General features: G+C 62.2%; 20 protein-coding genes and 1 pseudogene. 4 read left to right on the top strand and 17 right to left on the bottom strand.

Annotation, left to right across the window (positions count from 1 at the left end; genetic code table 11):
- Nucleotides 1–79: 79 nt before the first annotated feature.
- The 6 genes from BBF94_RS06340 to exbB all read right to left on the bottom strand — a co-directional run bounded on the left by BBF94_RS06340 (nt 80) and on the right by exbB (nt 6,891).
- Entirely contained in the window at nt 80–1,480 is a 1,401-nt protein-coding gene (locus tag BBF94_RS06340) for an aminoacyl-tRNA deacylase and HDOD domain-containing protein (RefSeq protein WP_065258192.1), read from the bottom strand.
- 79 nt (nt 1,481–1,559) lie between these two features.
- Nucleotides 1,560–3,635 (bottom strand): ATP-dependent DNA helicase RecG, encoded by a 2,076-nt coding sequence (gene recG, locus BBF94_RS06335; protein ID WP_065258191.1) that lies wholly within the window; start codon nt 3,633–3,635, stop codon nt 1,560–1,562.
- Nucleotides 3,636–3,644: 9 nt separating this feature from the next.
- On the bottom strand, nt 3,645–4,574 hold the full coding sequence (locus tag BBF94_RS06330; RefSeq protein WP_065258190.1) for a hydrogen peroxide-inducible genes activator: 930 nt from the start codon (nt 4,572–4,574) through the stop codon (nt 3,645–3,647).
- A 176-nt stretch (nt 4,575–4,750) separates the two neighbouring features.
- A complete protein-coding gene (locus BBF94_RS06325) occupies nt 4,751–5,500 on the bottom strand; it encodes an energy transducer TonB family protein (protein WP_065258189.1) in 750 nt (249 codons plus the stop codon).
- Nucleotides 5,497–5,925 (bottom strand): TonB system transport protein ExbD, encoded by a 429-nt coding sequence (exbD, locus tag BBF94_RS06320; protein ID WP_065258188.1) that lies wholly within the window; start codon nt 5,923–5,925, stop codon nt 5,497–5,499. Before exbD ends, BBF94_RS06325 begins: the two co-directional genes overlap by 4 nt.
- A gap of 6 nt (nt 5,926–5,931) precedes the next feature.
- Nucleotides 5,932–6,891 (bottom strand): tonB-system energizer ExbB, encoded by a 960-nt coding sequence (gene exbB / locus BBF94_RS06315; RefSeq protein WP_065258187.1) that lies wholly within the window; start codon nt 6,889–6,891, stop codon nt 5,932–5,934.
- A gap of 188 nt (nt 6,892–7,079) precedes the next feature.
- Here exbB and BBF94_RS06310 point away from each other — a divergent pair, with 188 nt between their 5' ends.
- Nucleotides 7,080–7,937: an SDR family oxidoreductase gene (locus BBF94_RS06310; protein ID WP_065258186.1), complete on the top strand. Its 858-nt coding sequence runs from the start codon at nt 7,080–7,082 to the stop codon at nt 7,935–7,937.
- A 138-nt stretch (nt 7,938–8,075) separates the two neighbouring features.
- On the opposite strand, the gene BBF94_RS06305 is transcribed toward BBF94_RS06310, so the two are convergent.
- The 6 genes from BBF94_RS06305 to BBF94_RS06280 all read right to left on the bottom strand — a co-directional run bounded on the left by BBF94_RS06305 (nt 8,076) and on the right by BBF94_RS06280 (nt 13,394).
- Entirely contained in the window at nt 8,076–8,816 is a 741-nt protein-coding gene (locus BBF94_RS06305) for a putative periplasmic lipoprotein (protein WP_065258185.1), read from the bottom strand.
- 74 nt (nt 8,817–8,890) lie between these two features.
- Complete coding sequence (locus tag BBF94_RS06300) at nt 8,891–9,271, bottom strand: RidA family protein (protein WP_065258184.1); 381 nt, start codon at nt 9,269–9,271, stop codon at nt 8,891–8,893.
- Nucleotides 9,272–9,295: 24 nt separating this feature from the next.
- Entirely contained in the window at nt 9,296–11,401 is a 2,106-nt protein-coding gene (gene spoT, locus BBF94_RS06295) for a bifunctional GTP diphosphokinase/guanosine-3',5'-bis pyrophosphate 3'-pyrophosphohydrolase (RefSeq protein WP_065258183.1), read from the bottom strand.
- Nucleotides 11,402–11,458: 57 nt separating this feature from the next.
- On the bottom strand, nt 11,459–11,728 hold the full coding sequence (gene rpoZ, locus BBF94_RS06290; protein ID WP_065258182.1) for a DNA-directed RNA polymerase subunit omega: 270 nt from the start codon (nt 11,726–11,728) through the stop codon (nt 11,459–11,461).
- Nucleotides 11,729–11,896: 168 nt separating this feature from the next.
- Nucleotides 11,897–12,517: a guanylate kinase gene (gene gmk / locus BBF94_RS06285; RefSeq protein WP_065258181.1), complete on the bottom strand. Its 621-nt coding sequence runs from the start codon at nt 12,515–12,517 to the stop codon at nt 11,897–11,899.
- 13 nt (nt 12,518–12,530) lie between these two features.
- Nucleotides 12,531–13,394 carry a YicC/YloC family endoribonuclease gene (locus BBF94_RS06280; protein WP_065258180.1) on the bottom strand — a complete coding sequence of 288 codons (864 nt, stop codon included), beginning with the start codon at nt 13,392–13,394 and terminating at the stop codon, nt 12,531–12,533.
- Between the two features lie 268 nt (nt 13,395–13,662).
- Here BBF94_RS06280 and rph point away from each other — a divergent pair, with 268 nt between their 5' ends.
- Nucleotides 13,663–14,385, top strand: coding sequence for a ribonuclease PH (gene rph, locus BBF94_RS06275; protein WP_065258179.1), 723 nt, complete (start codon nt 13,663–13,665; stop codon nt 14,383–14,385).
- Between the two features lie 29 nt (nt 14,386–14,414).
- Entirely contained in the window at nt 14,415–14,783 is a 369-nt protein-coding gene (locus BBF94_RS06270; protein ID WP_065258178.1) for a DUF4870 domain-containing protein, read from the top strand.
- A gap of 63 nt (nt 14,784–14,846) precedes the next feature.
- Here BBF94_RS06270 and BBF94_RS06265 read toward each other — a convergent pair whose 3' ends face one another.
- Nucleotides 14,847–15,626, bottom strand: coding sequence for an exodeoxyribonuclease III (locus BBF94_RS06265; RefSeq protein WP_065258177.1), 780 nt, complete (start codon nt 15,624–15,626; stop codon nt 14,847–14,849).
- 82 nt (nt 15,627–15,708) lie between these two features.
- On the opposite strand from BBF94_RS06265, the gene pyrE reads away from it, so the two are divergent.
- Nucleotides 15,709–16,353 carry an orotate phosphoribosyltransferase gene (pyrE, locus tag BBF94_RS06260; RefSeq protein WP_065258176.1) on the top strand — a complete coding sequence of 215 codons (645 nt, stop codon included), beginning with the start codon at nt 15,709–15,711 and terminating at the stop codon, nt 16,351–16,353.
- 70 nt (nt 16,354–16,423) lie between these two features.
- Here the strand turns inward: pyrE and argB are convergent, their stop codons facing one another.
- The 4 genes and pseudogenes from argB to coaBC all read right to left on the bottom strand — a co-directional run bounded on the left by argB (nt 16,424) and on the right by coaBC (nt 20,723).
- Entirely contained in the window at nt 16,424–17,329 is a 906-nt protein-coding gene (gene argB, locus BBF94_RS06255) for an acetylglutamate kinase (protein ID WP_065258175.1), read from the bottom strand.
- A gap of 17 nt (nt 17,330–17,346) precedes the next feature.
- Nucleotides 17,347–18,723 (bottom strand): annotated as a pseudogene (locus BBF94_RS06250) (phosphomannomutase/phosphoglucomutase); the annotation flags it as partial.
- Nucleotides 18,724–19,053: 330 nt separating this feature from the next.
- The gene (dut, locus tag BBF94_RS06245) at nt 19,054–19,509 is read right to left on the bottom strand and encodes a dUTP diphosphatase (protein WP_065258173.1); all 456 of its coding nucleotides are present in this window, start codon (nt 19,507–19,509) and stop codon (nt 19,054–19,056) included.
- 5 nt (nt 19,510–19,514) lie between these two features.
- Nucleotides 19,515–20,723 carry a bifunctional phosphopantothenoylcysteine decarboxylase/phosphopantothenate--cysteine ligase CoaBC gene (gene coaBC / locus BBF94_RS06240; RefSeq protein ID WP_065258172.1) on the bottom strand — a complete coding sequence of 403 codons (1,209 nt, stop codon included), beginning with the start codon at nt 20,721–20,723 and terminating at the stop codon, nt 19,515–19,517.
- Between the last annotated feature and the right edge of the window lie 75 nt (nt 20,724–20,798).

The following is a 20,798-nucleotide window of genomic DNA, read 5'->3' as shown; positions in this document are numbered from 1 at the left end:
TTCCTCTGATTGCCGTCAAATCATAGCAGGGCCCTATTTGCAATCAAAACAGGCCCTGGTTGACGTGCCGAAGAGTGCTTTAAGCCTGGCTGAACTGCGAAGCCAGTTCACGCAGCAGCACTTCCGCCTCAAGCACTTTGCTGACCACGTCATTGGCCTTGTCGCGAGTCAGACCAACGCGCTCCAGCAGCGCATCCGGGATGTCTTCGTCCGGGCCGGAGCCGATGCCGCGGCTGCGCAGCAGGCGCACGGCCAGGCAGACGAGGTTCGGGTATTCGGCGTAGGCGCCGTCGTAGTTCGGGTCGTGCTGGAAGCGCAGGGCGGTAGCCAGTTCGTCCGGCATGTCCCAGTAGCGCATCAGCCAGGAGCCGATCTGTTCGCGGCTGATGCCCAGCAGGTGTTGCTCGACATAGCTGTGGCACAGATGCGGGTTGACCTCCAGGTGTCGGCAGATCAGCGAGAAGTGCGGCGGAAACACGTGGGCCAGCAGCAGGTAGCCGAAGTTGTGCAGCAGGCCGGCGAGGTAGGTCAGGCCTGCTTCCGGGCGCTGGGCGCGCGGCATGGCGCGGGTCAGGCCTTCGATGACGGCGGCGGTGTAGATCGACTGCTGCCAGTACGGCGTGGTGTGTTGCGGGTGATCCTTGGGCAGGCTCAGCGTCTTGCCGAGGGCCAGGCCCAGCGCCAGATTGATTACCAGATCGAAACCCAGCACGCGCACGATCGCGTCTTCCACCGAGCGGATCTTGCCCGGCGAAGCGTAGTACGGTGATGCCGCCCAGCTCACCACTTGCGCGGCCAGCGCCGGGTCGGTTTCGACCACGCCGGTGATGTCGTCGATGGTGGCGTTCGGGTCGACGCGCAGTTTGATGATTTTTTGTGCGGTTTCGGCCAGCGGCGGAATTTCGATGGTCGCTTCCAGACGCTGCTGAATGCGCCGCGCGGTGAACGCCTGCACGGCCTGGGTGATTTCCTCGCGGTCATCGTCCGGGCGGTCGAGGTTCGGGCGAATGCTGCTCAGGGCTTCGCCGAAGTTGGCGGCGCTGGCCTTGGTCAGCATGGTCTTGAAATCTTCGCTGGCGATTTCCAGCAGCAGGCCCGGTTCGCCGGAGTTGATCAGCAACTTCGGCTCGCGCAGCAGGCTTTCTTCGTAGAGGCACGGCGAGCTGGTCAGCGCCGGCAGGCCCGGCAGCAGGCTCAGGCTGTGTTTGCCGAGCATCTTTTCCAGGCGCTCGGTGGACACGGCGGTCAGGCGGCGGCCCGTCAGCTCGGCGAGGCGGTTGAGATCCAGCAGCTGGCTCTGTGGAAACAGCACCATCAGCGCACCCACTGCGTCGTCCAGCAACGCGGCCTGCACTTTGCGCGAGGCATTGAGGCCGTGGTGATCGAGCACTTCTTCGTAGGCGACGCCCAGCTTGTTGAGCAGCAGCCGAATTACAGACGGAGCGTGCGGGAGTTCGGGGGCGAGAGCAGCTTCGGTCATGGTCTGTATCCGTTTTTGAAACAATTGCTTGAGTATAACCAGCTTGGTTGGAACGGGCTTTGAGAAACTGCGACAGTGCTCACACTTGGCCGTATTGCTGCCCGTGTCGCAGCCAGCGGTCGAGCAGCGGGCTGACGTGGGTCGGCCAGCGCTCCAGCAAGGCCTGGGCGGCATCGCGCACGGCGGGCAGCAGATCGGCGTCACGCATCAGGTCGGCGACCTTGAATTGCAGCAGGCCGGTCTGGCGGGTGCCGAGCATTTCGCCGGGGCCGCGCAGTTCGAGGTCTTTTTCGGCGATGACGAAACCGTCGTTAGTCTCGCGCATGATGCCCAGGCGCTGGCGGCCGATCTGCGACAGCGGCGGATGGTAGAGCAGCACGCAATGGCTGACCGCGCTGCCCCGGCCGACGCGGCCGCGTAACTGGTGCAGCTGGGCGAGGCCGAGGCGCTCGGGGTTTTCGATGATCATCAGGCTGGCGTTGGGCACGTCCACGCCGACTTCGATCACGGTGGTGGCAACCAGCAGTTGCAGGTGGCCGGCCTTGAACTCGGCCATGACGGCGGCTTTCTCGGCGGGTTTCATGCGACCGTGGATCAGCCCGACCTTGAGCTCGCCGAGGGCGGCGGTGAGGTCTTCGAATGTGGTTTCGGCGGCCTGGCAGGTCAGCTCTTCGGACTCTTCGATCAGCGTACACACCCAATAGGCCTGACGGCCCTCGGCGCAGGCACTGCGCACGCGCTCGATGACTTCGACGCGGCGGGTGTCGGTGACCAGCACGGTGTTGACCGGCGTGCGACCGGGCGGCAATTCGTCGAGGATCGAGGTGTCGAGGTCGGCGTAGGCGCTCATGGCCAGCGTCCGTGGAATCGGCGTGGCGGTCATGATCAATTGATGCGGGCACATGCGCCCGCCGACGCCTTTCTGCCGCAGTGCCAGGCGTTGCTGTACGCCGAAGCGGTGCTGTTCGTCGATGATCACCAGCGCCAGATTCTTGAACTGCACTTCGTCCTGGAACAGCGCGTGGGTGCCGACCACCATCGGTGTGCCGCCGGCAATCTGTTCCAGCGCGGCCACGCGGTTCTTGCCCTTGAGCTTGCCGGCCAGCCACGCCACCTCGATGCCCAATGGTTCGAGCCAGCGCTTGAAGGTGATGAAGTGCTGCTCGGCGAGGATCTCGGTCGGCGCCATCAGCGCGACCTGATAACCCGCCTCCAGTGCTTGCAGCGCGGCGAGAGCGGCCACCACGGTTTTGCCCGCGCCGACATCGCCCTGAATCAGCCGCAGCATCGGCTCGTGCTGACTGAGGTCGTAGGCGATTTCATTACCGACCCGCTGTTGCGCGCCGGTCGGGTTGAAGCCGAGGTTGGCCAGATACCGCGCCGGCAGTTTCGTGGCTTTCGGCATCGCCGGTGCCCGCAGGGCGCGCATGCTTTCGCGCAGGCGCTGTTGGGACAGTTGATGGGTCAGCAGTTCTTCGAACGCCAGACGATGCTGGGCCCAGTGATGACCGAGAGCGAGTTCGTCGACGTCGGCGTCGGCGGGCGGGTTGTGCAGGTAGCGGATCGCATCGGCCAGCGGCGCCAGTTGGTAGTCGCGGGCCAGTTCGGTCGGCAGCCAGTCGGGCAAGGTGGCCGGTTTGAGCAGGGTCAGGGTCTGCATGCACAACTGGCGCAGACGGGCCTGGGTCAGGCCTTCGGTCAGCGGGTAGACCGGGGTCAGGGTTTCATCCACCGGCGGCGGTTCGTCGCCGTTGATGGCGCGGTATTCCGGGTGGTAGATCTCCAGCCCCGAGGCGCCGGGCCGGGCTTCACCGTAGCAGCGAATCCGCGTGCCACGCTTGAGGCCTTCCTTCTGCGCGTTGCTGAAGTGGTAGAAGCGCAGGCTCAGGCCGCCAGTGCCGTCCTGCAGACGCACGACGAGGCTGCGGCGTCGGCCCATGACCACATCGGCGCCGCTGACGGTGCCTTCGACCACGGCGTCCTGCCCCGGTCGCAATGCGCCGATGGGCACCACGCGGGTGCGGTCCTGATAACGCAGCGGCAGGTGGAACAGTACGTCCTGGAGGTTCTCCAGGCCGACCTTGGCCAGTTTTTCGGCCATGGCCTCGCCGACACCCTTGAGTGCGGTGACCGGGATCTGCGACAGCTCCGTCATGACGCTGGCTTAACCGGCCGTAACCGGCGCGGCGGGTTTGGCGACCGAGCACAGGCGGATGGAGTCGGCAAGGATCTCGATGGCTTTCGGCCGTGGGAAACTGGCGCGCCAGGCAATGGCTACGGTGCGGTAGGGTACCGGCGCCGACAGCGGTCGCACTTCGATCACGCCCGGGGCGTAGTGATGGCTGTCCACCGCCGACAGCGGCAGGATCGAGATGCCCAGGCCGGAGGCGACCATGTGGCGGATGGTTTCCAGCGAGCTGGATTCGACCGTGGTGTGCTTGGCGCCGTCGTTGCCCTTGGTCAGGGTCGGGCAGGCTTCCAGCACCTGATCGCGGAAGCAGTGGCCTTCGCCGAGCAGCAACAGGCTCTTGTCGTTGAGCAGGGCCGGGTCGATGGATTCTTTTTGCGTCCACGGATGCTGGGCCGGCATCAACACGTAGAACGGTTCGTCATAGAGCGGCAGGGTCAGCACGTCGGCTTCGTTGAACGGCAGGGCGATGATGATCGCGTCCAGCTCGCCGTTGCGCAGTTTGTCGCGCAGCACGTGGGTGAAGTTTTCTTCGATGTACAACGGCATCTGCGGGGCGACCCGGTGCAGTTGTGGAATCAGGTGCGGAAACAGGTACGGGCCGACGGTGTAGATTGCGCCGACTTTCAGCGGAGCGGTCAGCTGGTTCTTGCCGGCCTGGGCCAGTTCGCGGATGCCCTGGGCCTGTTCCAGCACTTTCTGCGCCTGGGCGACGATGCTTTCGCCGACCGGGGTCAGGCGCACGGCGCTTTTGCTGCGCTCGAAGATCAGTACACCGAGTTCGTCTTCAAGCTTTTTCACGCCCACCGACAGGGTCGGCTGACTGACGTGGCAACGCTCGGCCGCGTGGCCGAAATGCTGCTCTTGGGCGAGGGTAACGATGTAGCGTAATTCTGTGAGAGTCATAGCAAGCGTCCATGAAGATGCGGGCCAAGCATACCGGCTGCGATCGATAGACGCACGTTATCAGACTGAGTGATAGATGCGACACCGGGCAATGCCGTTTTGCCGTTTGCAGATATGACAAAGGCACCTTTCGGTGCCTTTGTCGGTGTGGTCAACCCCGGCGGGGGCGTTATGTGTCAGCGGCGTTTCTCGATCGAATAAACAAACGGCGCAACAATTTCGATGGAGCCGTTGTTCAGCATATCGGCTGGTGGTTTGGGCAGCGGCTGGGCGCGACGGATCATTTCCAGCGTGGCCCTGTCCAGATCGGCGTTGCCGGAGCGGTCCACCAGCTCGAACGACAGCACGTTGCCTTCGCCGTCGACCACGAAACGCAGGCGATTGGTCCCGGTCTTGTTCCGTGAACGGGCGCTGTCCGGGTACTTTTTGTACTTCTGCAGATGCGCGAGCAGCGCACCTTGCCAACTGGCCTTGGCCGCCACTTGCGCGGGCGACGGGCCCGGTGCCGGCTGGGCGGATTTCTCCGTCGGCGCCTGAGTCTGCTGAGGCTCCGCCGGTTTTTCCTCGGAAGGTTTTTCCTTCACGGGCTCCGGCTTCTTCTCGATCGGCTTGGGCGGTTGCGGCTTTGGCTTGGGTTTTGGTTTCGGCTTGGGCACGGCAATTTCTGCCTTGGGTGCTTCGGCCAGTTTCGGGATCGGCAGTTCTTCAACCGGAGCCGGCGGCTGTGGTGGCGTGACGACCTTCGGCGGTGCAGGCGGTGGCGGGGCCGGAACCGGTGCCAGCTCGACCATCATTGCCTGGGGCGGCAGTTCGATGGGCGGGCGGGCGGTCCAGTTCAGCGCCAGCGCAATGGCCAGTGCATGCACACCCAGCACCACGGCCAGGCTACCGCCGTAACGCGTCAGCTTATGGCGCGTCGTGATCATTTCTTGGTTGCACTCTCGAGGCCGACCAGACCGACCTTCAGGTAACCGGCGCTGCGCAGCTTGTCCATCACGCTCATCAGGTCGCCGTAGTCCACACCCTTGTCGGCCTGGAAGAAGATGGTGGTGTCTTTCTTGCCTTTGGTCCTGGCGTCGAGCGTGGCGCCGAGGGTCTCGGCTGTGACTTCGTCGTCGCCGATGTACAGGCGCTGGTCAGCCTTGACGCTGAGGAACAGCGGTTTCTCCGGCCGCGGTGCCGGCTTCGCGGTCGAGGCAGGCAGGTCGACCTTGATGTCCACGGTGGCCAGCGGCGCAGCCACCATGAAGATGATCAACAGCACCAGCATCACGTCGATGAACGGCGTGACGTTGATTTCGTGGTTCTCGGCCAGATCGTCGTCTGCGCCTTCTTTCAAATGCAGGCCCATGGCCGATTACCCCACTTTCACCATGTGCGGTTGCGAGACGCTGCGCTCGGGCTGGTGGTCGAGGTCACGGCTGACCAGCAGCAGGACTTGTGCCGATGCGTCGGACACCTGGGCCTTGTAACCGGCGATGGAGCGGGCGAACACGTTGTAGATGACCACGGCAGGAATCGCGGCGACCAGACCCAGTGCAGTAGCCAGCAGGGCTTCGGCGATGCCCGGGGCCACGACGGCGAGGTTGGTGGTCTGGGTTTTGGCGATACCGATAAAGCTGTTCATGATGCCCCACACGGTGCCGAACAGACCGACGAACGGTGCGGTGGAGCCGATGGTGGCGAGTACGCCGGTGCCGCTGCTCATGTTGCGGCCACAGGCGGCCACCAGGCGCTCGAGGCGGAAGCTGACGCGCTCCTTGATGCCTTCTTTCTCGCGGGAGTTGGCCGAAAGGCGCATTTCTTCGAGGGCGTCATGCACCAGCAGGTTGGCGAGGGTGCCTTCCTTCGCTGCAGTGGCGCTGGCTTCCTTGAGGGTGGCGGCTTTCTTCAGGGCGGCGATTTCACCACGCAGACGACGCTTGGCGCCCATCAGCTCGAAGCCTTTGGCGATCCAGATGGTCCAGGTGATGATCGATGCGATGGCAAGACCGATCATCACCATCTTCACGATGATGTCGGCGTTCTGGTACATGCCCCACGGCGACAGGTCGTGGGCCATGCCCAGGGTGTTGTCGGCTTCGAGGACTTCAGGTGCGTTTTCGGCGCCGGTATCCACGGCCTGAACCGGCTCGGTCGCCGCTGGCGCTGCGGCGGGAGCTGCCGGGGCGGTCTGTTCGTGGGCGGCTGGTGTGGCCGGTGCCTGGGCGTCAGCGAAAGCGGCGACCGGCGCCAGCGTCAGACTGAGGAGCAGGGCGGCCACGCTCCAGGCGCGAGGTCGTTTGGTTGGCGAAGCGGGGTTCTGAATGCGTGTCATGCTGGCCGGACCTGAGATAGAAAAACGGTGATGCTCTTCCAGGCCTCGTAAGGCCGAGAACAAAAGTGACGTGCATTATTGCAAGTAATTCTTGTTAACAGAAGCAATAGTGTTGCTTTTTTTCCTTCATTGCTAGCCGCTCGTCCCTTGTCAGGGCTAGTCTGTGGCTTTGCGCCGGGAGTTTTTTGATGTCCGCCCCTTCTGTATTGATCGCCGGTTGCGGCGATGTCGGCAGCCGTCTGGCCACGCAATTGCTGGCCGCAGGTTTTCAGGTATATGGCCTGCGCCGGGATGTTTCTCGGTTGCCGGCAGGTGTCATCGGTGTGGCCGGTGATCTGTTCAATGAAGAGTGCCCTGCGTCCTGGCCGGTAGGGGCCGTGGATTACCTGGTGTATTGCGCAGCCGCGACCGAGCACGATGAAGCCGGCTATCGCGCAGCTTATGTGCAGGGTCTGCAGCATGTGCTGGGTTGGCTGAACGACTACGGACAAGTACCTGATCGGTTGTTGTTCGTTTCCAGCAGCAGCGTTTACGGGCAGAAAGACGGGGAATGGGTGGATGAATCCTCCGAAACCGTGGCGGCGGGTTATTCCGGACGGTTGATGCTGGAGGCGGAGCAAGTCGCGTTGAACAGCGGCATTCCGGCGAGCATCGTGCGTCTGACCGGCATCTACGGGCCGGGCCGTGAATGGCTGCTGACTCAGGTGCGTCGCGGTTATCGCGTGGCGGTCGATCCGCCGTTGTATGGCAATCGCATTCACGCCGATGATGCGGCGGGCCTGATGGCGTTTCTGCTGGAATCGGATCGCAAGGGCAGGGCGCTCGATGATATCTACATCGGCGTGGACGATGCGCCTGCACCGCTGGCCGAGGTGGTGGCGTGGCTGCGGGAGTATCTGGGCGTCATGCAATGGTCGGAAGACGAAAGCGTGCGCAGAACCGGCAGCAAACGTTGCAGCAATGCACGGGCGAAAACGTTGGGCTGGGCGCCGAAGTATCCGAGCTATCGCGAGGGTTACGCCGCGATTCTTGAGGGGCGCTGCTGACTTTCAAACACTTCAAAACAACTGTGGGAGCGAGCTTGCTCGCGATGGCGGCATAACAATCAGCATAAATGTTGAATGCTAAGGCCTCATCGCGGGCAAGCCCGCTCCCACAGGGTTATAGGCTGCTCTCAAGTGCAGTTACTGCTTCTTGAGCAACCACTTGCGCTCACCCGGGCTGAACTGCGGCTGTTCATCCGCCAGTGCCGTGTTCACGGCCTGCAGGATTTCCAGCTCCTTGCCCTTGCGAACGAAGATCCAGTTGTTGCCCTGGCCGTTCTGCTGCAACCACATGCTGTCGTTGCCGCTGCTCATCGATGCGCAGTCGCCCGCCAGGCACAGGGCGTAGCGGTCGACACCGGGCAGGCCGGAGACTTGTCCGTCCGCCTGGAATTGCACGGTGGCGCCTTCGCCCTGGCCGCTGGCGATTGTCCAGTTACCGCCCAGGTAGGCCGAATACAGCGCACGTTCGAAGCTGGCACCGATCGGCGCGCCTTCGGGCACCGGGATCTGTGCACGGTCGAACAGCTGTTGTGGTTCGTTTTCGCTGGCAGCCTGGTGCAACTGGCTACCGTCGCGCTTCAGTTCGCTGGCGGAGCTGCCGTAGAAGTCGACTTTCCAGGCGCCGGACTGTTCACCCTGCAGCCGTCCTTCGACGTTCTCGAAACCGTTGGTGTAGCGGGCCTGGCCGGCCCTGGTGTTGATGTCCCATTCCAGATTCGGGCCGTAGGCCTGAAGCGCTTCACGCAGGGGGCCGCCCTTGGCGGCGGCATCGATGGCGACCTGATTGATCCAGGTGCCGCTGATGTCACGGTCGGCCGGGTTGCTGGCGCAACCGCCGAGGAAAATGGCGAGCAGCGAGAGAGCAAGCGCTTTGCGCATGGTGGAATCCTTTCAAAACCTTTTCTTTACCGCAGAGCAGTTGGCGCGGCTCTCGGCAAGCCGCGCCGTGCGCATCACTCGATGACCAGAATGGCATCCATTTCAACCTGCGAACCCTTCGGCAGGGCAGCAACGCCGATGGCGGCGCGGGCCGGGTATGGCTGTTCGAAGTATTTGCCCATGATCTCGTTGACCTTGGCGAAGTGGCTCAGGTCGGTGAGGAAGATGTTCAGCTTGACGATGTCCTTGAACGAACCGCCGGCGGCTTCGGCCACGGCTTTCAGGTTCTCGAAGACCTGTACGGTCTGGGCTTCGAAGCCTTCGACCAGTTCCATGGTTTTCGGGTCCAGCGGGATCTGGCCCGACATGTACACGGTGTTGCCGGCCTTGATCGCCTGGGAATAAGTGCCGATGGCGGCCGGGGCCTTGTCGCTGCTGATAACAGTCTTGGTCATGTATGACTCCTTGTATTGTTTGAGTTATGCACGCATGCGGGTGATGCGGATGACCCCGGTCAGGGCGCGCAGTTTCTTGATCACGCGGGCCAGGTGCACACGGTCGTGGACGCTGACCACCAACTGGACGACGCTGATGCGGCCATCGCGTTCGTCCATGCTGATTTTCTCGATATTGCCGTCGGCCGCGTTGACGCTGCTGGCCAGCAGAGCGATCAGGCCGCGCTGGTGCTCCAGCTCGACGCGCAGTTCGACGTTGAATTCGCCGGTGACATCCTTGGCCCACGAGAGCTGGATGCATTTTTCCGGGTTGTGGCGGATTTCGCTGATGTTGCGGCAGTTTTCCAGGTGCACGACCATGCCTTTGCCCGCCGACAGGTGACCGACAATCGGGTCGCCCGGGATCGGCGTGCAGCATTTGGCGTAGCTGAGTACCAGGCCTTCGGTACCGCGAATCGCCAGCGGACCTTCCGGACTTGGCAATTGTTCGCCCTCGCCCAGCAGTCGACGCGCCACGACGTAGGCCATGCGGTTGCCCAGGCCGATGTCTTCGAGCAGATCCTCGATCAGCTCGAGGCGGTACTCGGTCAGCATCGCTTTCACACGTTCTGGCGGAATCTGTTCCAGCGCACTGTCGAATCCGTTGAGCACCTTGTTCAGCAGGCGCTCGCCAAGGCTGATGGATTCGGAGCGGCGTTGCAGTTTCAGGGCATGACGGATGTGGGTGCGCGCCTTGCCGGTGACCACGAAGTTGAGCCACGCCGGGTTTGGCCGCGCGCCGGGAGCGCTGACGATCTCGACCGTGGAGCCGCTTTGCAGCGGTTCGGACAGCGGCGCCAGACGACGGTTGATCCGGCAGGCAATGCAGCTGTTGCCGACGTCGGTGTGCACCGCGTAGGCAAAGTCGACCGCCGTGGAGCCTTTGGGCAGCTCCATGATCCGGCCTTTTGGCGTGAACACGTAGACCTCGTCCGGGAACAGGTCGATCTTCACGCTTTCGATGAATTCCAGCGAGTTGCCGGCACGTTGCTGCATTTCCAGCACGCCTTTGACCCACTGACGGGCCCGGGCGTGGGTGCCTTTGGGCTGTTCGTCGCCGCTGGATTTGTACAGCCAGTGCGCGGCGATGCCGTTGTTGGCCATTTCTTCCATTTCACGGGTACGGATCTGGATCTCGATCGGTACGCCATGCATGCCGAACAGCGTGGTGTGCAGCGACTGATAGCCGTTGGCCTTGGGAATCGCGATGTAATCCTTGAAGCGTCCCGGCAACGGTTTGTACAAATTATGCACGGCACCCAGCACGCGGTAGCAGGTGTCGACCTTGTCGACGATGATCCGGAACGCGTAGACGTCCATGATCTCGTTGAAGGCCCGACGCTTGCCGCGCATTTTCTTGTAGATGCCGTAGAGGTGTTTCTGGCGACCGCTGACTTCGCCCTGGATGCCGTCGATGGCGAGGCAGTGGCCGAGGGACTCTTCGATCTTGTTGACGATTTCCTTGCGGTTGCCGCGGGCGCGTTTGACCGCCTGGTAAATCCGCGCAGAACGCATCGGGTGCATGGCCTTGAAACCGAGGTCTTCGAACTCGATGCGCACGGAATGCATGCCCAGCCGGTTGGCGATGGGGGCATAGATCTCGAGGGTTTCCTTGGCAATGCGCCGGCGCTTTTCGCCGGACAGCACTTCCAGGGTGCGCATGTTGTGCAGACGGTCGGCGAGCTTGACCAGGATCACGCGAATGTCGCGCGCCATGGCCATGGCCATTTTCTGGAAGTTTTCGGCCTGGGCTTCGGCCTTGGTCTCGAAGTTCATCTGGGTCAGTTTGCTGACCCCGTCGACCAGTTCGGCCACGGTCTCGCCGAACTGCGCTTGCAGCGCTTCCTTGGCGATGCCGGTGTCTTCGATCACGTCATGCAGCATCGCGGCCATCAGGCTCTGATGGTCCATGTGCATGTCGGCAAGAATGTTCGCCACGGCAAGAGGATGCGTGACATACGCCTCGCCGCTGCGGCGGCGTTGGCCGTCGTGGGCTTGTTCGGCGTAGAAATACGCTCGGCGGACCAGATTGACCTGGTCCTGACCGAGGTAGGTCGATATTCGATCGGCGAGGGCGTCTATGCTCGGCATGATGACTCCTGCCGCAAGCTGTGATCCCGCGCCTTGCTACGTCGACCAGGCATAGGCTTAAACGGCCTCGTTGGACTCGTCCTCTGGAGCAAAGGCAGCGAAGACCGGGTCTTCGGTGACAATTTCTTCGGCGGCGATGAATTCGGGAGTCACGATACCTTCAGCGATTTCGCGCAGGGCGACGACGGTAGGCTTGTCGTTTTCCCATGCCACTTTCGGCTCTTTGCCGCCGGTGGCCAGTTGACGGGCACGCTTGGTAGAGAGCATGACCAGCTCAAAGCGGTTATCCACGTGTTCTAGGCAGTCTTCAACGGTTACGCGGGCCATGGTATTCCTCGGAGCGAATGCAATATGCGCGCTGCCCGGTTGGGCGAGCGGACTCGACAGTTTAAAAAATCACCAGCGATTAGGGAAGCGCTGATTTTTTGACCAGACCCTTCAACGCGCTGCAACTGCCAATGTAAAGCCGTTGCAGCGGTTTTGGGAAGGGCTGTTTCAGCCCAGCAATTCAGCCAGCAATTTGCCGAAGCGCACTTGCTGACGTTTTTGTTGCAGCTGATTGGCGCGGAAAATCGCCTTCAGATCATCCAGGGCGTGGGCGAAATCGTCGTTGATGATCAAGTAGTCGTACTCGACGTAGTGGCTCATCTCGCTGACTGCCTCACGCATCCGGCCGGCGATGATCTCGTCGCTGTCCTGACCACGGTTGGTCAGGCGCTGGTGCAGGGCCTGCAGCGATGGCGGCAGAATGAAGATCGAACGGGCCTGGGGCATCAGCTTGCGCACTTGTTCGGCGCCTTGCCAGTCGATTTCCAGAATCAGGTCATGACCTTCGTCCAGGGTCTGCTGCAGGCGGCTTTGCGAGGTGCCGTAGAAGTTGCCGAAGACTTCGGCGCGTTCGAGGAAGTCGCCGTGCTCGCCCATCTTCACGAACTCTTCGCGGGTCACGAAGTGATAGTTCACGCCGTCCACTTCGCCCGGACGCATGGCGCGGGTGGTGTGGGAAATCGAAACGCGGATTTCCGGGTTGGCGTCGGTCAGGGCCTTGACCAGACTGCTTTTGCCCGCGCCCGAGGGGGCGGAAATGATGTACAGGGTGCCGGTGCTGTGGGTCATGTCGGGGTTAGCCTTACTCAATATTCTGCACTTGTTCGCGCATCTGCTCGATCAACACCTTGAGGTTGACCGCCGCCTGGGTGCTGCGCGGGTCGAAGGCCTTGGAGCCCAGTGTGTTGGCTTCGCGGTTGAGCTCCTGCATCAGGAAGTCCAGGCGCCGGCCGGCGGCACCGCCGGACTTGAGGACCCGGCGAACTTCGATGATGTGGGTGCTCAGGCGATCCAGTTCTTCAGCCACGTCGCTTTTTTGCGCGAGCATGACCATTTCCTGTTCCAGGCGCTGCGGGTCCATCTCGGCCTTCATGTCGGCGAAGCGGTCGAGGACTTTCTGGCGCTGGGCGGCGAGCATCTGCGGAACCAGTTCGCGCAGGGTTGCCACGTCTTCCTCGATGGAGGTCAGGCGATCGTTGATCAGGCGCGCCAGCTCCGCGCCTTCGCGCTCACGGCCAGCCTTGAGTTCCTTCAAGCCTTGATTGAACAGCTCCAGCGCTTCTGCGTTGAGGGCTTGCGGGTCGCTCGCATCGGCCACCAGCACGCCGGGCCAGGCCAGCACCTCCAGCGGGTTCAGCGCCGCCGGGTTCTTGATCAGGCCGGCGACGGTTTCGGCAGCGGCGACCAGTTGCGCGGCACGCTCGCGATCCACTTGCAGCGGCTTGCCGGTGCTTTCCTCGGTGAAACGCAGGGTGCATTCCAGTTTGCCGCGCGACAAACCCTGACGCAGGGCTTCGCGAACGGCGCCTTCGAGGTCGCGAAACGACTCGGGCAGGCGCAGGTGGGGTTCCAGGTAGCGGCTGTTGACCGAGCGCAGTTCCCAGCTCAGGGTGCCCTGAACGCCGGCTTTTTCAACGCGGGCGAAGGCGGTCATGCTATGCACCATGGCGGTGACCTCGCGATACGGATCGGCGCGAACTGAAGCTTCGCAGCTCGATATCAGTGAATTTAAGCCGACTGGCAGCAAAGGCGCAGGATTGTAGCGCAGTGCGGCAGATGCGCCCAAACACACGGTGTGACAAAGGGCTGCAGGCCGTCGGCGAAGCGCGTTTCAGGGCCTTCGATCGACGGCTGGAGTTTTTAGGCAGTGCCCAGGCGCGGTGCGCAGCTCTATAATGCTCCGCAGTTTTCCGTCCTCAGTACAGGTATCTCCTATGAAACGTCCAAGTGGTCGCGCTGCCGATCAGCTCCGCTCGATCCGCATTACCCGCAACTACACCAAGCACGCCGAGGGATCGGTACTGGTCGAATTCGGTGATACCAAAGTCATCTGCACCGTCAGCGTCGAGAACGGCGTGCCGCGCTTCCTGAAAGGCCAGGGCCAGGGCTGGCTGACCGCCGAATACGGCATGCTGCCGCGCGCCACCGGCGAGCGTAACCAGCGTGAGGCCAGTCGTGGCAAGCAGGGCGGTCGTACCCTGGAAATCCAGCGCCTGATCGGCCGTTCCCTGCGCGCCGCGCTGGACATGTCCAAGCTGGGCGACGTTACTCTGTACGTCGACTGCGACGTGATCCAGGCTGATGGCGGCACCCGCACCGCGTCGATCACCGGTGCCATGGTTGCGCTGGTCGATGCCCTGAAAGTGATCAAGAAGCGCGGCGGTCTGAAAGGTGGCGACCCGCTCAAGCAAATGATCGGTGCCGTTTCCGTGGGCATGTACCAGGGCGAGCCGGTGCTGGATCTGGACTATCTTGAAGATTCCGCCGCAGAGACCGACCTCAACGTGGTGATGACCGGCACCGGCGGCTTCATCGAAGTGCAGGGCACCGCCGAAGGCGCGCCGTTCCAGCCTGAAGAGCTGAACGCGATGCTGGAGCTGGCCAAGAAAGGCATGAACGAGATCTTCGAACTGCAAACGGCCGCACTGGCCGACTGAGACGGTTCGCAACCCGCAAGGAGAATGCGATGAGTGATGAGCAAGAGTTGCTGCCCAAGCCGAGCCACGAGGTTCGCCAGTGGGCGATGTTTTGTCACTTGTCCGCGTTGCTGGGTATCTGGATTCCGTTCGGAACGCTGATCGGGCCGTTGATCCTGTGGCAGATGAAGCGCGAGACGGATCCGTTTATCGATGCCCAGGGCAAGGAGGCTCTGAATTTCCAGATTACGGTCGCGATTGCCTCGATGATCTGCTTCTTGCTGATGGTGCTGGTGATTGGCTTCTTCCTGTTTGGCCTGTTGGCCATCGGTGCGCTGATCCTGACGATCATTGCAGGTGTGAAGGCTAACGAGGGCTTTCCGTACCGTTATCCTTTCACTTGGCGGTTGATCAAATAACGAACGATCGCGCACAAAAAAACCGACACTGATGTCGTTTTTTTTGTGTCTGCGAAAGGCCGCTCAGATGGTCAGCGTCCAGTCGTAGTCGACGATCAGCGGCGCGTGCTGCGAGAACCGAGGCTGACGCGGCAGGCGTGCGCTGCGCACGAAGCGTCGCAGGCCCGGGGTCAGGATCTGGTAGTCGAAGCGCCAGCCCAGATTCAGCATCTCGGCCTGTTCGTTGTCCGGCCACCAGCTGTACTGATCGCCTTCGCGGCTGACTTCGCGCAGGGCGTCGACATAACCCATGTTGCCGACAATCTCGTCCATCCAGGCGCGCTCCGGCGCCAGGAAGCCCGGGGATTGCTGGCTGTCGCGCCAGTTCTTGATGTCGAGCTTCTGCTGCGCGACGAACAGCGAGCCACAATAAATGTACTCGCGACGTTTGCGCCGCTGTTTGTCCAGGTACTTGCCGAAGTCGTCCATGAGCTTGAACTTCTGGTTCAAGTCTTCATCGCCGTTCATCCCCGAAGGAAGCAGCAAGGTGGCAATACTGACTTTGTCGAAATCTGCTTGCAGGTAGCGCCCGTAGCGGTCGGCCGTCTCGAAACCGAGACCGCTGATGACAGCCTTCGGTTGCAACCGCGAATACAAAGCCACGCCGCCTTGGGCAGGGACTTCAGCATCGCAGGCATAAAGGAAGTAGCCGTCCAGTTGGAAGGCTGGGTCATCCAGTTCAAAGGCGGAGGCACGGGTGTCCTGCAGGCAGATGACGTCGGCATTCTGTGCCTGCAGCCAACTGAGCAAACCGCGCTCGACTGCAGCCTGAATACCATTGACGTTCACACTGATGATCCGCATAAATGGCCCCAAAAATCGCGTGCGTGTATGATACACGGCGTCAAGCTAATTAGCTAAATCCGTGGTATTTGGGGTTTTTTTCATGCAAGCGTATCAGCGCGATTTCATTCGTTTTGCCATCGATCGCGGCGTTTTGCGCTTCGGTGAGTTCACCCTGAAGTCCGGGCGCACCAGTCCTTACTTCTTCAATGCCGGCCTGTTCAACTCGGGTTCCGCGCTGGCGCAGCTGGGCCGTTTCTACGCCGCGGCCATCGCTGACAGCGGTATTCCCTTCGACGTGCTGTTCGGCCCGGCCTACAAGGGCATCCCGCTGGCAGCCACCACTGCCGTGGCGCTGGCCGAGCACCACAACCGTGACCTGCCATGGTGCTTCAACCGCAAGGAAGCCAAGGCTCACGGGGAAGGCGGCAGCCTGGTCGGCGCGCCACTGACCGGCGACGTGCTGATCATCGACGACGTGATCACCGCGGGTACCGCAATCCGTGAAGTGATGCAGATCATTGCCTCGCAGGAAGGCGCCAGGGCCGCCGGCGTGCTGATCGCCCTGAACCGTCAGGAGCGCGGCAATGGCGAGCTGTCGGCCATCCAGGAGGTCGAGCGTGATTTCGGCATCCCGGTCATCAGCATCGTGTCGCTGAACCAGGTGCTGGAATTCCTGGCAGACGATCCGCAGCTCAAGCAGCATCTGCCAGCCGTTGAAGCCTATCGCGCCCAGTTTGGCGTCTGATCGCTTCGTTCAGCAAAAAAAAGACCCCGCTCAGCCAGGCTGAGCGGGGTCTCTTTATTTACGCGATCGCTTACGGACGCTTGCGATTGCTGATCAGCGTGCCCACACCGGTGTCGGTGAAGATTTCCAGCAGGATCGCGTTCGGCACGCGACCGTCGATGATCAGCGAGCTGCCCACGCCGCCCTGAACCGCTTCCAGTGCGCAGCGGATCTTCGGCAGCATGCCGCCGTAGATGGTGCCGTCGGCGATCAGGTCGTCGACCTGCTGGGTGCTCAGACCGGTCAGAACCTTGCCTGACTTGTCCATCAGGCCGGCGATGTTGGTCAGCAGCATCAGCTTCTCGGCTTTCAGCGCTTCGGCGACTTTACCGGCCACCAGGTCAGCGTTGATGTTGTACGACTCGCCGTTCTCACCCACGCCAATCGGCGCGATCACCGGGATGAAATTGCCTTTGACCAGCAGGTTCAGCAGTTCGGTGTTGATCCCGACCACTTCGCCCACCTGGCCGATGTCGATGATTTCCGGCTGGGTCATCTCCGGGGTCTGACGGGTGACGGTGAGCTTCTTCGCCCGGATCAGCCCGGCGTCTTTGCCGGTCAGGCCGATGGCGCTGCCGCCGTGACGGTTGATCAGGTTGACGATGCTTTTGTTGACCTGGCCGCCAAGGACCATTTCCACCACGTCCATGGTCGCCGCGTCGGTGACGCGCATGCCGTCGACGAAGTGGCTTTCGATCGACAGGCGCTTGAGCAGATCACCGATCTGCGGGCCGCCGCCGTGAACCACCACCGGGTTGATGCCCACGGCTTTCATCAAGACGATGTCGCGGGCGAAGCCGGTTTTCAGCTCCTCGCTTTCCATCGCGTTGCCGCCGTATTTGATCACCAGGGTCTTGCCGACATAACGTCGGATGTAAGGCAACGCTTCGGACAGGACCTTGGCGGTTTGGGCGGCGGCTTCGCGTTCGAGGGTCATTCAGGGCTCCGGGTGAATCAGAACGGTAGTTGGAGATCAGGTGCAACGCGTTTCAACTGGGCATGGAACACAGCCTTGATGCGCTGCAATTCAGCCTCGTCATCGGCCTCGAAGCGCAGCACCAGCACCGGTGTGGTGTTGGACGCGCGCACCAGGCCCCAGCCTTTGGCGTAATCGACCCGCACGCCGTCAATGGTGGTCAGGTCGGCGCCTGGACCCCACTGTGCATCGTGCAGTGCATCAATGATGCTGAATTTGCTCTCTTCGGTCACATGGATATTGATTTCCGGCGTGGAAATATCGTTCGGGAAGGTCGCGAAGAGCGTTTCCGCGTCGGATTTTTCCTTGCTGAGGATTTCCAGCAGCCGTGCGGCGCTGTAAATGCCGTCGTCGAAACCGAACCAGCGTTCCTTGAAGAAGATGTGTCCGCTCATTTCGCCGGCCAGCAACGCACCGGACTGCTTCATTTTCTTTTTGATCAACGAGTGACCGGTCTTCCACATTAGCGACCGGCCGCCATATTCCTTGATCAGCGGGATCAGTCGGCGGGTGCATTTGACGTCGAAGATGATTTCCGCGCCTGGGTTGCGGGCCAACACGTCGCGGGCGAACAGCATCAACAGGCGGTCGGGGAAGACGATGCTGCCGGTGTTGGTCACCACGCCGACGCGGTCACCGTCGCCATCGAAGGCCAGGCCGATGTCGGCCTTGGTTTCCTTGACCTTGGCGATCAGGTCGACGAGGTTCTCCGGTTTGCCCGGATCCGGGTGGTGGTTCGGAAAGTTGCCGTCGACGTCGCAGAACAGCGGGATGACTTCGCAGTTCAGCGCTTCGATCAGTTGCGGGGCGATCACGCCGGCCGCGCCGTTGCCGCAGTCGACCACGACTTTCAGGCGTCGGGCCAGTTTGATGTCCTGGACGATTTCGGTGGTGTAGCGATCGAGGATCTCGACCTGGGTCACGCTGCCTGTGCCGCTGCTCAGATTGCCGCTTTTGATGCGCTCATGCAGGACCTGGATCTGTTCGTTGGCCAGGGTGTCGCCGGCGATCACGATCTTGAAACCGTTGTAATTCGACGGGTTGTGGCTGCCGGTGAGCATCACGCCGGATTTGCCGGCCAGCACGTTGGCGGCGTAGTACAGCGCAGGCGTCGGCACCAGGCCGACGTCGCTGACATGGCAGCCGCTTTCGGCGATGCCGCGGATCAGCTCGGCAACCAGTTCCGGACCGGACAGGCGACCGTCACGACCGACGGACACGTTCGGTTCTCCCTGGGCCAGGCTCTGGGAGCCGATGGCGCGACCGATCCAGTAAGCGGTTTCGGCATTGAGGAATTCCGGCACGGTGCCGCGAATGTCATAGGCGCGGAAGATGCTGTCGGGAAGCTTCGGGGCGACTTGGGCGGGGGTGCTCATCTGCGAAAATGCTCCATCTCGAAAGTGGCGGGACACACCGGCGAATCATCTCGACGGCAGGCTCAAACTGAAGGGTATGACGGCGGTTTTCACAGAGAGTTCGTGGTGTGAAAGGGCCATGACGCCTTGTCCGGCGTGGCTTGGACCTGCCAATGCCTTGATTTTCGGCGCTAAAACCAATTTCGAAGAACAATCATATTTGTGGCGAGGGAGCTTGCTCCCGGCGGGGCGCGAAGCAGACCCGAAATCTTATGGGTGCTGCGCACCCAAGCGGGGGCAAGCGCCCTCGCCACAATGGATTTTCCTCGGTTATTTGGTGCCGGAATGGCCGAAACCACCCGCGCCACGCTCGGTCTCGACGAACTCTTCAACCATTTCGAAGTGCGCCTGCACCACCGGCACCAGCACCAGCTGCGCCAGACGCTCGCCCACCGGCATGGTGAATTCGGTCTGACCACGGTTCCAGCAGGACACCATCAGCGGGCCCTGGTAGTCGGAGTCGATCAGGCCGACGAGGTTGCCCAGCACGATGCCGTGCTTATGGCCCATGCCCGAGCGTGGCAGGATCAGCGCGGCGAGGTTCGGGTCGCCGATGTACACCGACAGACCGGTCGGAATCAGTACGGTTTCGCCCGGCTTGATCACGATGTCCTGTTCCAGCATGGCGCGCAGGTCGAGGCCGGCGGAGCCCGGTGTGGCGTATTGCGGCAACGGGAATTCGGTACCGATGCGTGGGTCGAGGATCTTGGCTTGCAAAGCGTGCATGTAAATTAAACCTGGTTCAGACGTTCGGCGATAAAAGTGACGAGCTGGCGAGCGATCTTGCTCTTGCTGGTCTGGGCGAAAACCGTGGCGTGCAGCCCACGGTCGATGACGCTGCAGGCGTTTTCTTCGCTGTTGAAACCGATGCTCGGGTTGGCGACGTCGTTGGCGACGATCAGATCGAGATTCTTGTCTTTCAGCTTGCGCGCAGCGTAGTCGAGCAGGTGTTCTGTCTCGGCGGCGAAGCCGACACTGAACGGACGGTCGGGACGGGTGGCGATGGTGGCCAGGATGTCCGGGTTGCGCACCATTTGCAGGACGAAGCCGTCACCGCTCGTAGGATCTTTCTTGAGTTTTTGCGGGGCGACGACTTCCGGGCGGTAGTCTGCGACCGCCGCCGAGGCGATGAAGATGTCACAAGGGATCGCGGCTTCGCAGGCAGCGAGCATGTCACGGGCACTGACCACGTCGATCCGCGTGACGCGGTCCGGCGTCGGCAAATGCACCGGGCCGCTGATCAGCGTGACGCGGGCGCCGGCTTCCACCGCCGCTTCAGCCAGGGCGAAGCCCATTTTGCCGGAGCTGTGGTTGGTGATGTAGCGCACCGGGTCGATGTTTTCCTGGGTCGGGCCGGCGGTGATCACCACGTGCCTGCCGGTCAGTGCCTGACGCTGGAAGCAGTCCGCCGCGAGCTGGGCCAGATCGGTGGCTTCCATCATGCGACCCATGCCGACATCGCCGCAGGCCTGGCTGCCTGAAGCCGGGCCGAAGGTCTTCAGACCACGGCTTTCAAGGAGTTGCAGGTTGGCCTGGGTCGCCGGGTCGCGCCACATGGCCTGGTTCATGGCCGGAGCGACCGCGACGATGGCGTCGGTGGCCAGCACCAGCGTGGTCAGCAGATCATTGGCGATGCCTTGGGCCAGGCGGGCGAGCAGGTCGGCGGTGGCCGGGGCGATCAGCACCAGATCGGCCCATTTGGCCAGTTCGATGTGGCCCATTGCCGCTTCGGCGGCCGGGTCGAGCAAGTCCAGGTGAACCGGGTGGCCGGACAGGGCCTGCATGGTCAGCGGGGTGATGAATTCGCTGCCGCCACGGGTCATGACCACGCGCACCTCGGCGCCCTGATCGATCAGGCGGCGCACAAGATCGGCGCTCTTGTAGGCAGCGATGCCGCCGCCGACGCCCAGAACGATGCGTTTCCGATACAGCCGCTGCATAGGTCTGCCTTTCATTTCGTGGGTGACATGCGTGGCGAAACCCCCTCCCCAGGGTGAATTCGCCCGCAAAAAAGA

This window comes from Pseudomonas bananamidigenes, from assembly GCF_001679645.1.
Lineage (GTDB): Bacteria > Pseudomonadota > Gammaproteobacteria > Pseudomonadales > Pseudomonadaceae > Aquipseudomonas > Aquipseudomonas bananamidigenes.
This window is presented reverse-complemented; position numbering and strand designations above follow the sequence as displayed.